Source organism: Streptomyces sp. NPDC057543, from assembly GCF_042801895.1.
Lineage (GTDB): Bacteria > Actinomycetota > Actinomycetes > Streptomycetales > Streptomycetaceae > Streptomyces.
On sequence record NZ_JBHVFF010000005.1, the window covers coordinates 1 to 15,573 of the forward strand.

17 protein-coding genes are annotated in these 15,573 nt (G+C 67.7%); 9 read left to right on the forward strand and 8 right to left on the reverse strand.

All coding sequences use genetic code 11. From position 1 onward, the window contains the following. The first annotated feature begins 62 nt into the window (after positions 1–62). Positions 63–1,556, forward strand: a complete 1,494-nt coding sequence (locus tag ACFU8Q_RS01790; protein WP_384446680.1) for a glycosyltransferase family 87 protein — start codon at positions 63–65, stop codon at positions 1,554–1,556. A gap of 57 nt (positions 1,557–1,613) precedes the next feature. Here ACFU8Q_RS01790 and ACFU8Q_RS01795 read toward each other — a convergent pair whose 3' ends face one another. The 3 genes from ACFU8Q_RS01795 to ACFU8Q_RS01805 all read right to left on the reverse strand — a co-directional run bounded on the left by ACFU8Q_RS01795 (position 1,614) and on the right by ACFU8Q_RS01805 (position 4,390). Next, on the reverse strand, positions 1,614–2,645 hold the full coding sequence (locus ACFU8Q_RS01795) for an alanine racemase (protein ID WP_384446682.1): 1,032 nt from the start codon (positions 2,643–2,645) through the stop codon (positions 1,614–1,616). 105 nt (positions 2,646–2,750) lie between these two features. Next, positions 2,751–3,869, reverse strand: coding sequence for a lipid II:glycine glycyltransferase FemX (locus tag ACFU8Q_RS01800; RefSeq protein WP_384446684.1), 1,119 nt, complete (start codon positions 3,867–3,869; stop codon positions 2,751–2,753). A gap of 206 nt (positions 3,870–4,075) precedes the next feature. Further along, positions 4,076–4,390: a hypothetical protein gene (locus ACFU8Q_RS01805; RefSeq protein ID WP_384446686.1), complete on the reverse strand. Its 315-nt coding sequence runs from the start codon at positions 4,388–4,390 to the stop codon at positions 4,076–4,078. A 279-nt stretch (positions 4,391–4,669) separates the two neighbouring features. Here ACFU8Q_RS01805 and rpsF point away from each other — a divergent pair, with 279 nt between their 5' ends. From rpsF to rplI, 4 genes are all read left to right on the forward strand, one after another. Next, complete coding sequence (gene rpsF, locus ACFU8Q_RS01810; protein WP_015609864.1) at positions 4,670–4,960, forward strand: 30S ribosomal protein S6; 291 nt, start codon at positions 4,670–4,672, stop codon at positions 4,958–4,960. A 74-nt stretch (positions 4,961–5,034) separates the two neighbouring features. Further along, positions 5,035–5,637, forward strand: a complete 603-nt coding sequence (locus tag ACFU8Q_RS01815) for a single-stranded DNA-binding protein (RefSeq protein ID WP_384446688.1) — start codon at positions 5,035–5,037, stop codon at positions 5,635–5,637. Between the two features lie 43 nt (positions 5,638–5,680). After that, a complete protein-coding gene (rpsR, locus tag ACFU8Q_RS01820; RefSeq protein WP_003967857.1) occupies positions 5,681–5,917 on the forward strand; it encodes a 30S ribosomal protein S18 in 237 nt (78 codons plus the stop codon). 18 nt (positions 5,918–5,935) lie between these two features. Then, on the forward strand, positions 5,936–6,382 hold the full coding sequence (gene rplI, locus ACFU8Q_RS01825) for a 50S ribosomal protein L9 (RefSeq protein ID WP_266747338.1): 447 nt from the start codon (positions 5,936–5,938) through the stop codon (positions 6,380–6,382). Between the two features lie 90 nt (positions 6,383–6,472). On the opposite strand, the gene ACFU8Q_RS01830 is transcribed toward rplI, so the two are convergent. Then, positions 6,473–7,810, reverse strand: a complete 1,338-nt coding sequence (locus ACFU8Q_RS01830; protein WP_384446690.1) for an MATE family efflux transporter — start codon at positions 7,808–7,810, stop codon at positions 6,473–6,475. 477 nt (positions 7,811–8,287) lie between these two features. Between ACFU8Q_RS01830 and dnaB the strand changes: the two genes are divergently transcribed. Next, the gene (gene dnaB / locus ACFU8Q_RS01835; RefSeq protein ID WP_384446795.1) at positions 8,288–9,748 is read left to right on the forward strand and encodes a replicative DNA helicase; all 1,461 of its coding nucleotides are present in this window, start codon (positions 8,288–8,290) and stop codon (positions 9,746–9,748) included. Between the two features lie 102 nt (positions 9,749–9,850). On the opposite strand, the gene ACFU8Q_RS01840 is transcribed toward dnaB, so the two are convergent. After that, positions 9,851–10,084 carry a hypothetical protein gene (locus tag ACFU8Q_RS01840; RefSeq protein WP_384446692.1) on the reverse strand — a complete coding sequence of 78 codons (234 nt, stop codon included), beginning with the start codon at positions 10,082–10,084 and terminating at the stop codon, positions 9,851–9,853. 161 nt (positions 10,085–10,245) lie between these two features. On the opposite strand from ACFU8Q_RS01840, the gene ACFU8Q_RS01845 reads away from it, so the two are divergent. Then, on the forward strand, positions 10,246–10,788 hold the full coding sequence (locus tag ACFU8Q_RS01845; protein WP_384446694.1) for a LysR family transcriptional regulator: 543 nt from the start codon (positions 10,246–10,248) through the stop codon (positions 10,786–10,788). Positions 10,789–10,829: 41 nt separating this feature from the next. Here ACFU8Q_RS01845 and ACFU8Q_RS01850 read toward each other — a convergent pair whose 3' ends face one another. The 3 genes from ACFU8Q_RS01850 to ACFU8Q_RS01860 form a co-directional block, all read right to left on the reverse strand. Next, positions 10,830–11,393 (reverse strand): dihydrofolate reductase family protein, encoded by a 564-nt coding sequence (locus tag ACFU8Q_RS01850; protein ID WP_384446696.1) that lies wholly within the window; start codon positions 11,391–11,393, stop codon positions 10,830–10,832. Between the two features lie 289 nt (positions 11,394–11,682). Next, positions 11,683–12,408: a dienelactone hydrolase family protein gene (locus ACFU8Q_RS01855; protein WP_384446697.1), complete on the reverse strand. Its 726-nt coding sequence runs from the start codon at positions 12,406–12,408 to the stop codon at positions 11,683–11,685. Positions 12,409–12,721: 313 nt separating this feature from the next. Further along, positions 12,722–13,321 (reverse strand): TetR/AcrR family transcriptional regulator, encoded by a 600-nt coding sequence (locus ACFU8Q_RS01860; RefSeq protein WP_384446699.1) that lies wholly within the window; start codon positions 13,319–13,321, stop codon positions 12,722–12,724. Positions 13,322–13,444: 123 nt separating this feature from the next. Between ACFU8Q_RS01860 and ACFU8Q_RS01865 the strand changes: the two genes are divergently transcribed. Further along, complete coding sequence (locus ACFU8Q_RS01865) at positions 13,445–14,029, forward strand: dihydrofolate reductase family protein (RefSeq protein ID WP_384446701.1); 585 nt, start codon at positions 13,445–13,447, stop codon at positions 14,027–14,029. A 97-nt stretch (positions 14,030–14,126) separates the two neighbouring features. Further along, positions 14,127–15,509: a serine hydrolase domain-containing protein gene (locus ACFU8Q_RS01870; protein WP_384446703.1), complete on the forward strand. Its 1,383-nt coding sequence runs from the start codon at positions 14,127–14,129 to the stop codon at positions 15,507–15,509. The last annotated feature ends 64 nt before the right edge of the window (positions 15,510–15,573 follow it).

Below are 15,573 nucleotides of genomic sequence, written 5' to 3' on the forward strand. Positions count from 1 at the left end.
CCGCACCACACGGTGCGGCGGCCCTCGTCGTTCCCACAGTCCCGTACGGCAGGATGAGCGGCATGCCAAGCGCAGAAGAGATGAGTGTGCACGAGGAACGGCCCGTCGTACGGCCCACGCACCAGGACGAGATCGCCGAGGCCGGCAGCGAGCTGATCGGCGGGCGGTCGGGGCGCTGGACACGGCTCGGCAGCACGGCACTCACTCCCGTGGGCGTCATCGCGCTGGTGGCCCTCGGGATGTTCGCGCTGGGCATGGTGCAGAAGCTGCCCTGCTACAACTGGGCGTGGTTCAGGGGCGCCGGCTCGCAGTACACGCACGCCTGCTACTCGGACATTCCGCATCTCTATGTGGCACGTGGCTTCTCCGAGGGCCTCGTACCGTACTTCGACCGGCTGGCCGGCGACATGCAGTACCTGGAGTACCCCGTTCTGACCGGCGTGTTCATGCAGATCGCGTCCTGGCTGACGCCGGGCGGATCCATTCAGCACCGTGAGCAGATGTACTGGATGGTCAACGCGGGCATGCTGATGATCTGCGCCGTGATCATCGCAGTCTGTGTTGCCCGTACGCACCGGCGCCGCCCCTGGGACGCGCTGCTCGTCGCCCTGGCGCCGGCCTTCGCGCTCACCGCGACGATCAACTGGGACCTGCTGGCCGTCGCGCTGACGGCCGCGGCGGTGCTCATGTGGGCCCGGGGACGGGCAGTGGTGTTCGGCATCCTCATCGGGCTTGCCACGGCTGCCAAGCTCTATCCCGTGCTGCTGCTGGGGCCGGTCTTCGTGCTGTGCTGGCGGGCGGGCAAATGGCGGGAGCTCGGCTTGGCGGCGCTCGGGACGGCGGCGTCCTGGCTGGTGGTGAACCTGCCTGTGATGGCCTTCGCGCCCGAGGGGTGGAACAAGTTCTACGCGTTCAGTGAGGAACGGGGCATCGACTTCGGCTCCTTCTGGCTGATCATCACCCAGCGCACCGGCATCACGATCGAGGTCTCGACCGTCAATGACCTGTCGATCCTGCTGATGCTCGTGCTGTGCGCGGCCATCGGCGCGCTGACGCTGATGGCGCCGCGCAGGCCGCGCTTCGCACAGCTCGCCTTTCTCGTCGTCGCCGCGTTCATCCTCGTCAACAAGGTCTACTCGCCGCAGTACGTGCTGTGGCTGATCCCCCTCGCCGCCCTCGCCAGGCCGCGCTGGCGCGACTTCCTGATCTGGCAGGCGTGCGAGGTCATGTACTTCCTGGGCATCTGGATGTACCTCGCGTACACGACGAGCGGGGACAAGCACCAAGGGCTCCCCACGGAGGGGTACCAGCTGGCGATCATCCTGCATCTGCTGGGCACGCTGTACCTCTGCGCCGTCGTCGTACGCGACATCCTCATGCCGGAGCGGGACGTCGTGCGACGCGACGGGTCGGACGATCCGTCCGGCGGGGTGCTCGACGGCGCCCAGGACGTGTTCGTGCTGCGGCGGGCGGCGCATCCGCCGCGCCATGCCGTGCCCGCCGTGGAGGGGCCGCGAGTGGAATGGGGCGAGGCGCACAGTCCGGTCGCGGACTGAGGCGGGGCGCTCTCCGGATTCCCGGACAGCGCCCCGGCATGATCCGAACGAGCGGCCCTAGCGGTCGACGAGGCGGTCGAACTGGGTGGTCGTGTGGCGCAGATGGGCCACCAGCTCGTCGCCCACCTTCGGTTCCTGCGCGTCCGAGGGGACGAACAGGATCGACACCTGCATGTGCGGCGGTTCGGCGAACCAGCGCTGCTTGCCCGCCCAGACGAACGGGGACAGGTTGCGGTTGACGGTGGCCAGGCCCGCGCGGGCGACGCCCTTGGCGCGCGGCATCACGCCGTGCAAGGCCTTCGGGGCCTCCAGGCCCACACCGTGCGACGTCCCGCCCGCGACGACCACCAGCCAGCCGTCCGAGGCGGCCTTCTGCTGGCGGTAACCGAAACGGTCGCCCTTGACGACGCGTGTGACGTCCAGAACGGCGCCCCGGTACTCCGTCGCCTCGTGGTCGCCGAGCCACAGCCGGGTACCGATGCGGGCGCGGAAACGGGTCTGCGGGAACTGCTGCTGGAGCCGGCCCAACTCCTCGGCGCGCAGATGGCTGACGAACATGGTGTGAAGCGGCAGTCGTGCCGCGCGCAGCCGGTCCATCCAGCCGATGACCTCTTCGACCGCGTCCGAGCCGTCCGTACGGTCCAGCGGCAGATGGAGGGCGAAGCCTTCGAGGCGGACGTCCTCGATGGCGGCGTGCAGCTGCCCCAGCTCCTCCTCCTTGACCCCGTGGCGCTTCATCGAGCTCATGCACTCGATGACGACCCGCGCGCCCACCAGGGCGTGCACGCCGTCCACGGAGGAGACGGACCGGATGACCCGGTCGGGCAGCGGCACCGGCTCCTCGCCCCGGCGGAACGGGGTGAGGACCAGCAGATCGCCGCTGAACCAGTCCTTGATGCGGGCCGCCTCATAGGTGGTGCCGACGGCGAGCATGTCGGAGCCGAAGCGGATGGCCTCGTCGGCGAGGCGCTCGTGACCGAAGCCGTATCCGTTGCCCTTGCAGACCGGGACGAGGCCGGGGAACTGGTCGAGGATGGATTTCTGGTGCGCCCGCCAGCGCGCGGTGTCGACGTAGAGGGAGAGCGCCATGGCCGGTCCGGAACCCTTCTGGTGGCTGCGGTGTGTGGGAGGTGTACGGAGTCGAAGTCCCCATTGAAACCAATGAAGCCGGTTTCGTCAGTGGGACGACGCGTATCAGCGACGCGACATGTAGATGTCGAGCGCCTTGTGCAGCAGCTTGTTGAGCGGGAAGTCCCACTCGCCGAGGTACTCGGCCGCCTGCCCGCCGGTGCCGACCTTGAACTGGATCAGGCCGAAAAGGTGATCGGTCTCGTCGAGTGAGTCGGAGATGCCGCGCAGGTCGTAGACGGTGGCCCCCATGGCGTACGCGTCGCGCAGCATCCGCCACTGCATCGCGTTCGAGGGCCGGACCTCGCGCTTGTGGTTGGCGGACGCGCCGTACGAATACCAGACGTGCCCACCGACGATCAGCATGGTCGCGGCCGCGACGTTCTCGCCCTCGTGCCGGGCGAAGTACAGCCGCATCCGGTTGGGGTCCTCGTTGTTGAGGGCCGTCCACATGCGCTGGAAGTAGCCCAGCGGACGCGGCCGGAAGTGGTCGCGTTCCGCCGTGATCTCGTACAGCCGCTGCCACTCGGCGAGCTCCGCGTAGCTGCCCTGGACGACCTCGACGCCGGCCTTCTCGGCCTTCTTGATATTGCGTCGCCACAGCTGGTTGAAGCCCTTGTGGACGTCTTCGAGCGACCGGTTCGCCAGCGGCACCTGGAAGACGTAGCGGGGCTGTACGTCACCGAAACCGGCGCCGCCGTCCTCGCCCTGCTGCCAGCCCATCTTCCGCAGCCGGTCCGCGACTTCGAAGGCCCGCGGCTCGATGTGGGTGGCCTCGACGTCGCGCAGCCGCTTCACGTCCGGGTCCTGGATGCCCGACTTGATGGCGGCCGCGTCCCAGCGACGGATGACGACCGGCGGGCCCATCTTCACGGAGAAGGCACCCTGCTGCTTGAGGTGCGCCAGCATCGGCTGCAGCCAGTCGCTCAGGTTCGGGGCGTACCAGTTGATGACCGGGCCCTCGGGCAGGTAGGCCAGATAGCGCTTGATCTTGGGCAACTGCCGGTAGAGCACCAGGCCGGCGCCGACGAGTTGTCCGTTCTTGTCGAACCAGCCCAGGCTCTCCGAGCGCCACTCGGCCTTCACGTCCGCCCATGCCGGGACCTGCATGTGACTCGCCGCGGGCAGATTCTGGATGTATGCCAGATGCTGCTCTCGGCTGATGGTCCTCAGGGTCAGGCTCATGCGGGGCGCTCCTCGGCAGGTGTGTCCCCATCGGTCAGGGGCTCCGGCTCTCGCGCCGAAGCCTACTGTGACCGGGGAGCGCCCCGTCTGGCCCTATGGGGCCTTGCCGGTCCGTCCCGGACAGGAGCGGACGGACCTGCGAGGCCCGTCCCTTCCGGGCGCCGGGCCTCGCGTAACCGGCTGTATCCGGTTGTGGCCGTCTCGGATCAGCCCACCACGCCGCCGAAGAGGCCGCCGTGGGCCATGCCCAGGAAGAACCCGATGGCGGACGCGCCCATGCCGATGATCAGGGGGAACCGCTCCCGCGTGGTCACCGAGATGTACTGCCCGTACGCACCCGTCAGGATTCCGACGAGTCCGGCCCACGAACTGACCAGATGCAGGTTGTGGAACATCGCCGTCACGAAGGCGAGCGCCCCGAGGACGAGCGTCACCGCCACCAGGGTTGCCTGGAGCGGATGGGGCCTGCCGTCCGTGGCGAGAAGAGAAACCCGGGGACGGGAACGCATGACCTGTGCCATGGAGACCTCCTGGCCGGAAGGTGGCGCGATGTGGCGCCACTCACACCCGATGTGTCCAGATTGCGTCTCTTGGGCACCGGATTTCAACCGGAAGCCGGTGTGCGGGTACTCTGTACGGTCTGCACCGGTGTCTGCCCAGGCCAGCAATGCCAGCCCCTTCTCGATGGAGGGCGTTGTCAGCGGCGGCTGTTTTACTTGGAGACATCGATGCTTAACGCATCACGACCCTCCTGCCACGGAACGACCGTGGCCGCTGAGTCCAAAGGAGGTGGGTTCCACATGCGTCACTACGAGGTGATGGTCATCCTCGACCCCGATCTCGAGGAGCGCGCTGTCTCCCCGCTGATCGAGAACTTCCTCTCCGTCGTCCGTGAGGGCAACGGAAAGGTTGAGAAGGTCGACACCTGGGGCCGTCGTCGTCTCGCTTACGAGATCAAGAAGAAGCCCGAGGGCATCTACTCGGTCATCGACCTGCAGGCCGAGCCTGCGGTCGTCAAGGAGCTCGACCGCCAGATGAACCTGAACGAGTCGGTCCTCCGGACCAAGGTCCTCCGTCCCGAGATCCACTGAGCGTCTAGCTCAGCGGTCATCGGGTTCGAGTAGCAGCAAGCAGCCAGAAGCAATCCCCGCCGAGAGGTTCACCCATGGCAGGCGAGACCGTCATCACGGTCGTCGGCAATCTCGTCGACGACCCCGAGCTGCGCTTCACCCCGTCCGGTGCGGCGGTCGCGAAGTTCCGTGTCGCGTCCACTCCCCGCATCTTCGACCGGCAGACCAATGAGTGGAAGGACGGCGAAGGCCTGTTCCTCACCTGCTCGGTCTGGCGGCAGGCGGCGGAGAACGTCGCCGAGTCGCTTCAGCGAGGCATGCGCGTTGTCGTGCAGGGCCGGCTGAAGCAGCGGTCGTACGAGGACCGCGAGGGCGTCAAGCGCACGGTCTACGAGCTGGATGTCGAGGAAGTCGGCCCCAGCCTCAAGAACGCCACGGCCAAGGTCACCAAGACCACCGGTCGCGGTGGTCAGGGCGGCCAGGGTGGATACGGCGGTGGCCAGCAGGGCGGCGGCAACTGGGGCGGCGGTCCCGGTGGCGGTGGCCAGCAGGGTGGCGGCGGCGCTCCCGCCGACGACCCGTGGGCCACGAGCGCGCCGTCCGGCGGTCAGCAGGGCGGGGGCCAGCAAGGTGGAGGCGGTTGGGGCGGAAGCTCCGGCGGCTCCGGCGGCGGCTACTCGGACGAGCCTCCCTTCTAGGGCAGCTCGTACCCCCACTTCTTGATCACACAGGAGAAACACCATGGCGAAGCCGCCTGTGCGCAAGCCTAAGAAGAAGGTCTGCGCGTTCTGCAAGGACAAGACCCAGTACGTGGACTACAAGGACACGAACATGCTGCGGAAGTTCATTTCCGACCGCGGCAAGATCCGTGCCCGCCGCGTGACCGGCAACTGCACGCAGCACCAGCGTGACGTCGCCACGGCAGTCAAGAACAGCCGTGAGATGGCGCTGCTGCCCTACACGTCCACCGCGCGATAAGGGAAGGGTGACCGAATCATGAAGATCATCCTCACCCACGAGGTCTCCGGCCTCGGTGCTGCGGGCGACGTCGTCGACGTCAAGGACGGGTACGCCCGTAACTACCTGGTTCCGCGTGGCTTTGCCATCCGCTGGACCAAGGGTGGCGAGAAGGACGTGGCGCAGATCCGCCGCGCCCGCAAGATCCACGAGATCGCCACGATCGAGCAGGCCAACGAGATCAAGACCAAGCTCGAGGCCGTGAAGGTCCGTCTGGCCGTTCGCTCCGGCGACGCCGGCCGTCTCTTCGGCTCCGTGACCCCGGCCGACATCGCCTCGGCGATCAAGGCTGCCGGTGGCCCCGACGTCGACAAGCGTCGCGTCGAGCTCGGCTCGCCGATCAAGACGCTCGGCGGACACCAGGTGTCCGTGCGTCTGCACCCCGAGGTCGCTGCTCAGCTCGGCATCGAGGTCGTTGCTGCCTAAGGGCATAGCTCACCAGAGCAGGTGAAGGGCCGTACCCCGCTGGGTACGGCCCTTCGTTGTTTCACGTGAAACGGGGCATCACCCGGTAGCTCAGCGGGTGGCGCCGGTGACGATCCACCGGCCCGACCGGGTGCGCAGCCGGAGTGTGGCCATGCGGACGGTCATCATCAAGGCCATCGCCCACCACAGCGCGGTCAGGCCGCCGCCGAATGCCGGCACCAGTAGAGCGACCGGGGCGAAGACCGCCAGCGTGACGAGCATGGCCCAGGCCAGATACCGCCCGTCTCCGGCACCCATCAGTACTCCGTCCAGGACGAAGACCACGCCCGCGATCGGCTGGGACAGCGCCACCACCAGCAATGCCGGGAGCAGCGTGTCCTGTACGGATTGGTCGCCGGTGAACAGGGGGACGAACAGAGGCCGGGCAAGGACGATCAGTGCGCCGAACACCACCCCGGAAGCGAAGCCCCACTGCACCATGCGGCGGCATGCCTCGCGTGCCCCCTTGGCGTCATCGGCTCCCAGATAGCGACCGATGATGGCCTGCCCCGCGATGGCGATCGCGTCGAGCGCGAAGGCCATCAGGCTCCAGAGCGAGAGGATGATCTGGTGCGCGGCGATCTCGGTGTCGCCGAGTCGGGCGGCGACGGCCGTGGCGATCATCAGGACGGCGCGGAGTGACAGCGTACGGACCAGCAGCGGAACGCCCGCCTGGGCGCTGGCCCTGATGCCTGCGGCGTCGGGACGAAGCGAGGCGCCGTGCCGGCGCGCCCCTCGTATCACCACGATCAGGTAGGCGGCGGCCATGGAGACCTGTGCGATGACGGTGCCCCAGGCCGACCCGGCGATGCCGAGGCCGGCGCCGTAGACGAGTCCCGCGTTCAGGGCTCCGTTGGCCGCGAAGCCTCCGACGGCGACATAGAGCGGGGTCCTGGTGTCCTGCAGGCCGCGGAGTACGCCGGTCGCGGCCATCACGATGAGCATGGCCGGTATGCCGAGGCTGGAGATCCTGAGGTACGTGGTGGCGTAGGGGGCCGCGGTGTCGGAGGCGCCGAAGATGTCCACGAGCCAGGGGGCTGCGGGGAGCGCGAGTGCGATGACGACGATGCCGAGCAGGAGGGCAAGCCAGATGCCGTCCATGCCCTGGCGGATCGCGGAGGCCAGATCGCCCGCGCCGACCCGTCGGGCCACTGCCGCGGTGGTGGCGTACGCGAGAAAGACAAAGACGCTGACGGCGGTGGTCAGCAGGGCGGCGGCGACGGCCAGACCGGCCAGCTGCGGTGTGCCGAGATGGCCGACGATGGCACTGTCGACCATCACGAAGAGCGGCTCGGCGACGAGTGCGCCGAAGGCAGGGACGGCAAGCGAGATGATCTCGCGGTCGTGCCGTCGACGGCTGGGCGGAGGGGTTGCCGGGGCCTGGATCATGGGCGTCAATCTAATCTTCCACAGGTAATGGATGCAATGGCTATGCAGCCCTTACATTTACTCACGGTCGGCGTTCTCTCGTGCGCTGTTTGTCGTGATCTTGTGCTGACTCGGAAAGTTTTTCTCCCCCACAGCCCGTGGATGGAGAAAGCCCAGGTCAGGGCCCCGTTGGTGAGGGTGCTATGAGTTTGTCCACAGCGCTGTCCCCCGCTCCGTGCACAGGTTCTGCGGAGTTCTCCACAGCATCTGGTCAGTCGTCCACATGCCCTGTGGATAACCAGATTGGCTGACGGTGCTGAGCGGCCTACCGTGGTCCGGCGCCCGCACCCCGTTCCGGCCCTGGAACCCCGCAGAACTTGACGTGCCAGAACCGGAGTCGGGCGTCTTGTTTGTCGGTGCTGTGCCGTAAGAAAGAGTGGCACGGCGAGGTCCGCGGAGCGGACGGGAGGAGGCGGCCCGGTGAGCATTCCCGAGCCTTTGGACGACCCCTGGGCCGACACCGGTCCCAGCGACCGTCTGCCCGTCACCCGCCAGCGCCGCAGTGAACGCGGGGACCGCGCAGAACAGCACGAACGCGGCAGGGAGAGCGGCGGATGGGAGGGCGGCTCCCCCGGTTTCGAGCGGGTCCCGCCCCAGGACCTCGATGCCGAACAGTCGGTCCTGGGCGGCATGCTGCTGTCCAAGGACGCCATCGCCGATGTTGTGGAGATCATCAAGGGGCATGACTTCTACCGCCCCGCCCACGAGACCGTCTACCAGGCGATCCTGGACCTCTACGCCAAGGGCGAGCCGGCCGACCCGATCACGGTGGCCGCAGAGCTGGTCAAGCGCGGTGAGATCACCAAGGTGGGCGGGGCTCCGTATCTGCACACCCTCGTCCAGTCCGTGCCGACCGCGGCCAATGCCTCGTACTACGCGGAGATCGTCCACGAACGTGCCGTCCTGAGGCGGCTCGTCGAAGCCGGGACGAAGATCACGCAGATGGGATACGCGGCCGACGGCGATGTCGACGACATCGTGAACTCCGCGCAGGCCGAGATCTATGCCGTCACCGAGCAGCGCACCAGTGAGGACTACCTGCCGCTCGGCGACATCATGGAGGGCGCTCTCGACGAGATCGAGGCGATCGGTTCGCGCAGCGGCGAGATGACCGGGGTACCGACCGGCTTCACCGACCTCGACGCCCTGACGAACGGCCTGCACCCGGGCCAGATGGTCGTCATCGCGGCCCGCCCGGCCATGGGTAAGTCCACGCTGGCGCTGGACTTCGCACGGGCCTGTTCGATCAAGAGCAACCTGCCCAGCGTGATCTTCTCCCTCGAAATGGGACGCAACGAGATCGCGATGCGACTGCTCTCGGCCGAGGCGCGGGTGGCGCTGCACCACATGCGTTCCGGCACCATGACCGACGAGGACTGGACGCGGCTGGCCCGCCGGATGCCGGACGTCTCGGCCGCCCCCCTCTACATCGACGACTCCCCGAACCTCTCCATGATGGAGATCCGGGCGAAGTGCCGTCGCCTCAAGCAGCGCAACGACCTCAAGCTCGTGGTCATCGACTATCTGCAGCTGATGCAGTCCGGCGGCTCGAAGCGCGCCGAGAGTCGCCAGCAGGAGGTCTCGGACATGTCCCGAAACCTCAAGCTGCTCGCCAAGGAACTGCAGCTCCCGGTCATCGCGCTCTCCCAGCTGAACCGTGGCCCCGAGCAGCGCACGGACAAGAAGCCCATGGTCTCCGACCTGCGTGAGTCCGGATCCATCGAGCAGGACGCCGACATGGTGATCCTGCTGCACCGCGAGGACGCCTACGAGAAGGAGTCCCCCCGCGCCGGCGAGGCCGACCTGATCGTGGCCAAGCACCGTAATGGCCCGACGGCGACGATCACCGTGGCCTTCCAGGGCCACTACTCACGCTTCGTGGACATGGCACAGACCTGAGCGCGGCCCTTGTAAGGTCTCAGATTTCGCTGCAGAGTCTCACGTCTGACTGCATATCGACTGCACTTATGAAGTGGACGTGAGACGAGCAGGTCGGCGCGTTCACTCTTTTAAGCTCTCAGCTTCCTGGCGTCGCACCACATCCACGACGAGCCGGTGACCTGGCAGCCTCCCACCGCTCTGCTGGCCGGACTGTCCCTTCCCGGACCCGACCCGGCGCACATCGACCTGCCCCACCTGCACCAGATCGTCCGAGAACGCCACCACCCCGTTCAGCACGCAGCACAGATCCTGGGCACGACCGTCGATGCCATCCGGCATGTCCTCGACGAGCACCCAGCCCCCGCACCCCGCTGACGCAGAACACCGCCAGAGCCGCCGGCCGCATCCGGCAGCAAGCCCGGCAAGCCATCACGGCAGAGCGCTTCACGCAGCTCTACCGCGACGAACATCGATCCCTCCAGCGGATCGCCACCCTCACCGGTTTCTCCCGCAGAGTGCTGACCGACCTCGCCAAGGAGTACGGCATCCCGCTCCGCGAGGGCCCTCAGGACTACAAGCGTCGCGGCAGTGTCGATCGGGACTGGCTCATCGAGCAGTACGTCCACCGCCGCCGAACCCTGCCGGACCTTGCCCGCGAAACCGGCATGAGCACCGCGAACGTGGCCCGCTGGGCCCACACCCACAACATCCCCCTCCGGCCACGGGGCGGAGCCAGCCACCACACCGCCCTCCGCACCGCCGACGAAGCCGAGTCACTTCCCGCAGTCCTTCGCAAAGCCCTCACCGGTTCATTCGCACGGCAGCGGCTCTCACGGTTCCTGGCCGCCCGGTCCTACCCCACGCTCACCGAAGCAGCCCGAGACCTCGAAATCCGCCAGTCCGCTCTGGTGACCCAGATCAACCGTCTCGAAGAGGACCTCGGACAGCCCCTCTTCGAGCGGGCAGAGCGCGGCAGGGCCATGAAGCTGACCCGATTCGGGAAACGCGTCGCCGCAGCCGCCCAGACGATCCCGGCTGAGGAAATGCCACGACGGTGAGAGGAAACACCCATCCAAGCCGTGAGACAGCGGGAAGTTGCTCAGCGCCTCGTCTCGTACCTGGTCAGGACCACGCCGCCGGGAAACGTCCGCGTCTCCACCAGGTTCAGGTTCACCCAGTTGTCCAGCGCGGTGAAGAACGGCGTGCCGCCGCCCACCAGGACCGGCGCGGTGGCCAGCACGTACTCGTCAATCAGCCCGGCCCTCATGGCCGCCCCGGCGAGCGTCGCGCCGCCGATGTCCATCGGGCCGCCGTCCTCGGCCTTGAGCCGGGTGATCTCGGCGACCGCGTCGCCGGTGACCAGGCGGGTGTTCCAGTCGACCTTGTCGATCGTCGAGGAGAACACCACCTTCGACATGTCCCGCCAGCGGCGCGCGAACTCGATCTCCGCCGGGGTGGCATTGGGCTGCTGCTCGCCGGTCGGCCAGTAGGAGCTCATCGTCTGCCACAGCTTGCGCCCGTACAGCGTCAGGTCGGTCGCCTGCAACTGGTCGGACCAAAACTGGAACAGCTCGTCGCTCGGCACGCTCCAGCCGATGTCGTCGCCGGGCGCGGCGATGTGGCCGTCCAGGGTCAGGTTCATGCCGTAGATCAGTTTCCGCATGGCGCCAGCCTTCCGTGAGTCGGTCTCACGCGTACAGACCGGCGCGGCGCGGGAAACTCATCGGTGCGCGATCTGAGCTCACATGTAGTCCTCGTGCTCGGTGGCTCAGCCGCAGACTCGTCGTTCCGCCGAGGAAATGGCATCGATCTGAGACTGATCTTGGGTGCCATCGCGGTGAGACAACAGAGAACCAGCAGGTCACAGAAGATCGACATGTCATCGGCGACGAGACCCTACAGCCCTTTTCTCCGCTGTCGTGTCATGACGATGGCAGTCCTGACGCTCTGGCTCACTCCGTTACGGGCAGGCACTCGGCGAGCAGGTCGATGATGTCGCGCCAGGCTCGCTGCGCGTGCTGCGGGTGGTGGCCGACGCCGGGGAGCAGGGTCTGGTCGACCGGCGGGTGGTGGAAGGCGTGCAGGGCTCCGCCGTAGACCACGAGGCGCCAGTCGACGCCCGCGGCCTGCATCTCTGCGGCGAAGGCGTCCCGTTGCTCAGCGGGCATGATCGGGTCCTCCGATCCGACCCCGGCCCACACGGGGCAACGGATGCGCGCCGCCTCGCCCGGTCGGCCCGTGGTTAGTGCGTTGACCGTCCCGATCGCGCGCAGGTTGACGCCGTCGCGCCCGAGTTCCAGCACGATTGCGCCCCCGGTGCCGTAGCCGATAGCGGCGATCCGGTCGGGGTCGGTCCGCGGTTCGGCGCGCAGCACATCGAGTGCCGCGTGGCCAATACGCCGCATCCGGTCGGGGGCGGCGAGCAGGGGGGTCACGCGCGCCAGCATCTCCTGTGGGTCGGTGAACCAGCGCCCGCCGTGGAGATCGAAGGCCAGCGCCACGTACCCCAGTTCGGCGAGGGCGTCGGCCCGGCTGCGCTGGAAGTCGTTCAGGCCCGGCCCCTCGGGCCCGATCAGGACTGCGGGCCGGCGGTCGACACCGGCGGGGAGCGCGAGATGCCCGATCATCGTCAGGCCGTCGGCCAGGTATTCGACCGTACGCGTCGTGACCGTTGTCATGAGACTGAACCGTAGTGATTGTCGAGCCTGATCGGGCCGGTCTTCACCGTCGGCTGAACAGCGTGGGTGGGGGTCCGTGGGTGGGCACTGTGGAAGGCTCTGGTTCTGGCGGAGCACATCGACACCGATGCGAACCAGGCCGCTCGAGGACTTGAGAACCTACCCGACCAGCCTCCCTGCCGAGGCGCACCTCGAACAGGATCCGAAGGGCCAGCGCCGGGGCTGACTGCCTTGCCGAACCGCGACTTCTCGGGGCGCCGGATGCCTCGTGCCGTGGAGCCTCTTCGGTTTCGGACCACTGGGCCGGGGCGGCTCAGGACGGCGGGATGACGCGCGTGACCACCAGCTCCACCAGCCGGTTCACGGTGGCTTCGGCCCGGTAACCGCTCTCGGGGCCGGTGAGGACAGCGGGCAGGGTGAAGTGCTCCAGCAGGAGGCCCGTCATGGCCAGGTACAGGACCAGGAAGGCGTCCGCGTCGCCTGGCAGGCCCGCCGCCCGGTGGAACCGGGCGCTCTCGTCGACGTTGGCGCGGACGGTCTGCGTCAGGCGGTCGCGGAGCGCCGGCCGGCGGGTTGCCTCCAGGCGGAGTTCCAGCATGGCGAGGTAGCCCGTGCGGTCGTCGTCCATGCGCTGCACCAGCCATCGCATCAGGTCGGCGACCAGCGCACGCGAGGGCGCCGGGCGCATGGCCTGCTCTACCTTGGCCGGATCGGGGGTCATCCGGACGGTGATACGGGCGGCCGCCTGCATGAACAGGTCGTCGCGGTTGGCGAAGTAGTTGGACGAGGTGCCCACCGGGACACCGGCGCGTGCATCGACGGCGCGGAACGTGAGCCCCCGCGCACCCTCGTCCGCCAGCACTTCGATGGCTGCATCGACGAGCGCTGTCCTGCGCTCGGGGTTCCTGGCCATACGGAGGCCTCCCTCATTTTCTCTTCGGTTCTTTCGCGGAAAAGGATTGCACAACCACTACACATGAAGCACTCTAGTTGAAGTGGTTGCGGCTCGGACACGCCGCGACGGAACGGGGATCCTGTGCGCAAGCTGACCTACTTCATCGCCTGCTCCATCGACGGTTTCATCGGAGACCCGAGCGGTGACGCGTCGTCCATGCATCAGTTCGTGAACGAAGAGTTCCTGGAGTTTCTGAAAACGCAATACCCGGAGACGGTGGCGACCGAGGGTCGCAAGTTGCTCGGTTTTCATGACGTTGAGAACCAGCAGTTCGACACCGTGATCCAGGGGCGGGCCAGCTACCAACTGGCTCTGGACATCAACATCACCAGCCCGTACGCCCAACTTCGCGAACTCGTGGCATCGCGGACCCTCAAGGAGTCACCCGACCCGAACGTCGAGCTCGTCTCCGACGACGTGGTCGCAAGGGTCCGGGAACTCAAGGCGGAGGACAGCGAGCTCGGAATCTGGCTCTGCGGCGGCTCCCAGCTTGCCGGAGAGCTGATCGACGAGATCGACGAGCTGGTGATCAAGACATACCCGATCGTCTACGGTTCGGGCATGCCGATGTTCGGCTCGGATTTCGCGCCCTCCGTGTTCGCGCTGGACTCGGTTCGCGTCTTCGACAACGGCACTCTGGTCAGGGCCTACAGCCGGACGCGCTGACCAGGCGGTCGGGCTGCGACGGCGGCGGTGGCGGGCATGGTTCAGGTGCTGTGAAATGCGTTCGCCACAGCTCGGGTTCTGCGGGTAGTTGTTGAACATGACTTCTCCCTCTGAACAGTTGCTCCCCGGTACACAGCGCGCTCTGCTGCACCGCATCGCCACCGCGCAGTCGGAAGGCCGTGCGCCCTCGCTCGTCGCCGCGGTGCAGAGGCAGGGGCAGACCGTCTGGAGTGGCTCCCGCAGTTGCGTGGACGGCCACGCCCCCGACGCCGACACACAGTTCAGGATCGGCTCGATCACCAAGACGTTCACCGCGGTGCTGGTCCTACGGCTGCGCGACGAGGGACTTCTGGACCTGGACGACCCGCTGGAGAAGCATCTGCCCGGCACGGGCGTCGGTGGAGTCACTGTTCACCAGCTCCTGAGCCACAGCGCGGGACTGGGCGCCGAGTCGCCTGCCCCCTGGTGGGAGAGGACCCCGGGTGCGCTGCGGCCCGAGCTCGCCGACGTACTCGGTGAGCAGACGAGGATGCACGCCCCGGGGCGCCGTCACCACTACTCGAACCCCGGATACACCCTGCTGGGCGCGGTGGTCGAGAAGGTGCGCGGGGCGAGCTGGGCGGACGTGCTGCGACGCGAGATCCTGGAACCGCTCGGCATGCACCGCACGAGCCCCCAGCCGCAGGCGCCGCACGCAGGTGGCTGGGCCGTGCATCCCTGGGCCGATGTCATGCTGCCTGAACCGACCGAGGATCTCGGGCTGATGGCCCCGGCCGGTCAGCTCTGGTCCACCACCGGCGACCTTCTCCGCTTCGCGGCCTTCCTTGCCGGGGGAGATGACCGGGTGCTCCGTAGCGCGTCCGTGGAGCAGATGCGTGAACCGTCGGCGCCGACCGAGTCCGGCGACTGGGAGTCGCTCTACGGCCTGGGTCTTCAGCTCGTGCGGCGGGACGGCCGCACGCTCTTCGGGCACACGGGCTCGCTGCCCGGCTTCCTGGCCGCGTTGTGGTTCAGCGTCGAGGACGATGTGACGGCCGTCGTCCTCACCAACACCACGTCCGGGCCGATGATCGGGGATGTGGCCGCAGACCTCGTGAAGATCGTCGCCGATGCCGAGCCCCGCATTCCGGAACCGTGGCGCCCTCTGCCCGAGGCGGACGCGGAGCTTCTCGCGCTGACCGGCCCCTGGTACTGGGGCACGCGCGCGAACGTCCTGCGACTGACCTCGGACGGTGGGCTGGATCTTCAGCCCTTGCGAGGCAATGGCCGAGGTGCCCATTTCACCGCACGGCCCGACGGCACTTGGGTCGGTCTCAACGGCTATTACGCGGGGGAGACACTGCGCGTCGTCCGAAACGGCGACGGCAGCGTGAACCATCTCGATCTGGGTTCGTTCGTTTTCACGCGGGAGCCGTACGACCCCGTTGCGGCCATTCCCGGTGGTGTGGACGAAGGCGGCTGGCGAGGCCTCGGAGCCTGACAGCCACGTCACTTGAGAACGCCGCGTTGCCTGCGCACCGCACGGCCGGCCCTGCCGTTTCACG

Excerpts from the sequence above, each read along its gene's own strand:
- ACFU8Q_RS01805 (WP_384446686.1), bottom strand. The coding sequence starts at position 4,390 with ATGGCACAGGTCATGCGTTCCCGTCCCCGGGTTTCTCTTCTCGCCACG.
- ACFU8Q_RS01790 (WP_384446680.1), top strand. The coding sequence starts at position 63 with ATGCCAAGCGCAGAAGAGATGAGTGTGCACGAGGAACGGCCCGTCGTA.
- rpsF (WP_015609864.1), top strand. The coding sequence starts at position 4,670 with ATGCGTCACTACGAGGTGATGGTCATCCTCGACCCCGATCTCGAGGAG.
- rplI (WP_266747338.1), top strand. The coding sequence starts at position 5,936 with ATGAAGATCATCCTCACCCACGAGGTCTCCGGCCTCGGTGCTGCGGGC.
- ACFU8Q_RS01795 (WP_384446682.1), bottom strand. The coding sequence starts at position 2,645 with ATGGCGCTCTCCCTCTACGTCGACACCGCGCGCTGGCGGGCGCACCAG.
- ACFU8Q_RS01800 (WP_384446684.1), bottom strand. The coding sequence starts at position 3,869 with ATGAGCCTGACCCTGAGGACCATCAGCCGAGAGCAGCATCTGGCATAC.
- rpsR (WP_003967857.1), top strand. The coding sequence starts at position 5,681 with ATGGCGAAGCCGCCTGTGCGCAAGCCTAAGAAGAAGGTCTGCGCGTTC.
- ACFU8Q_RS01830 (WP_384446690.1), bottom strand. The coding sequence starts at position 7,810 with ATGATCCAGGCCCCGGCAACCCCTCCGCCCAGCCGTCGACGGCACGAC.
- ACFU8Q_RS01855 (WP_384446697.1), bottom strand. The coding sequence starts at position 12,408 with ATGACAACGGTCACGACGCGTACGGTCGAATACCTGGCCGACGGCCTG.
- ACFU8Q_RS01850 (WP_384446696.1), bottom strand. The coding sequence starts at position 11,393 with ATGCGGAAACTGATCTACGGCATGAACCTGACCCTGGACGGCCACATC.
- ACFU8Q_RS01815 (WP_384446688.1), top strand. The coding sequence starts at position 5,035 with ATGGCAGGCGAGACCGTCATCACGGTCGTCGGCAATCTCGTCGACGAC.
- ACFU8Q_RS01860 (WP_384446699.1), bottom strand. The coding sequence starts at position 13,321 with ATGGCCAGGAACCCCGAGCGCAGGACAGCGCTCGTCGATGCAGCCATC.
- ACFU8Q_RS01870 (WP_384446703.1), top strand. The coding sequence starts at position 14,127 with ATGACTTCTCCCTCTGAACAGTTGCTCCCCGGTACACAGCGCGCTCTG.